Annotated in this window: 1 protein-coding gene; it reads right to left on the reverse strand. The window is 59.2% G+C overall.

The features are described 5' to 3' along the window. Positions 1–87: 87 nt before the first annotated feature. On the reverse strand, positions 88–1,089 hold the full coding sequence (locus tag HHL26_RS23950) for an IS30 family transposase (RefSeq protein WP_169576919.1): 1,002 nt from the start codon (positions 1,087–1,089) through the stop codon (positions 88–90). Between the last annotated feature and the right edge of the window lie 72 nt (positions 1,090–1,161).

A 1,161-nucleotide genomic window follows, 5' to 3' on the forward strand; every position in this document is an offset into this window, starting at 1 on the left:
TGGCGGTTTCGACTTGAAGTGCGACGCCCGAGGTGATGCGTAGCATTTCATCGGGGTGGGGCGAGCCCCACCCCGGATGGCAAAATTTTATCCGGCCTTGAGGAGGGCGATCTGCTCTCTCAGAACCTCATGCGGGGTGCGATAGCCCAAGCACTTGCGGGGTGTGCTGTTGAGGCGATCGGCAACGGCCTGGATCTCCTTGTCCGATAGCAACGCAATGTCAGTGTTGGAGGGCAGGAAGCGCCGTATCCGTCCATTGCAATTTTCCACGCCGCCTTTCTGCCAGGGTGCTGACGGCAAGCAGAAATAGCTGGTAATGCCGAGCCTGTTTCGCAGCGTCGCAAAGGCGGCAAATTCCGTGCCGCGATCAAAGGTGATGCTGCGCCGGAGGGAAGGGGGCAGAGCATGCAAATGCCGATCGATGCCGGCCATGACGCCTGCGGAGTGGCGGCTCGGATTACGCGCGAGGAAGGTGAAGCGGCTGCGGCGTTCGACCAGCGAGGTAAGATTGGCTTTGCCATATTCCCTCCTGAAGATCAGGAGATCGCCTTCCCAATGCCCGAAGCTGCTGCGATCGGCTATTTCCTGCGGTCGTGCACCGATCGTATTGAGCAAGGGAATATGGAGCCCGCGTGGCTTTCGGCCATAGCGTTGCCGACGCGAACGGCGGGCGACAGGCAGATGGCGCCACAGTTTCTGGTGCCGTCCATCAGGTCCATAGACATATTGGTAGATGGTTTCGTGGCACACCGCCTCGCGCATACCGCGATGGCGGCGAAGGTAGCCGGCAATCTGCTCGGGCGACCAGGCCGCCGACAACCGGTCAGCGATATAAGCGGCGAGTTCTGGCCTGCGCGCGATCTTGCCGCCACGCACTCGACGCCCACGGGCCATGGTCTGTGCAACCGTCGGATAATAGCCTCGAAATAGCGGATGCTCATCCAGATGACGGTTGCGCTTGAGCTCTCGATAAATCGTCGCAGGATGACGCCCCAGGACATCCGCGATTTGCCTTACAGATCGTCCGGTTGCCATCAGCCGATAGATATCCCGCCGCTCATCCAAACCCAAATGCTGATAGCCGTTCATCGCGTGCCTTCCTGGAAAAGGGATCAAACCCTTATAAACCCTAGGATTTCGCACTTCGATTTAGAATCCACC

Source organism: Sphingobium sp. TB-6, from assembly GCF_012927365.1.
Classification (GTDB): domain Bacteria; phylum Pseudomonadota; class Alphaproteobacteria; order Sphingomonadales; family Sphingomonadaceae; genus Sphingobium.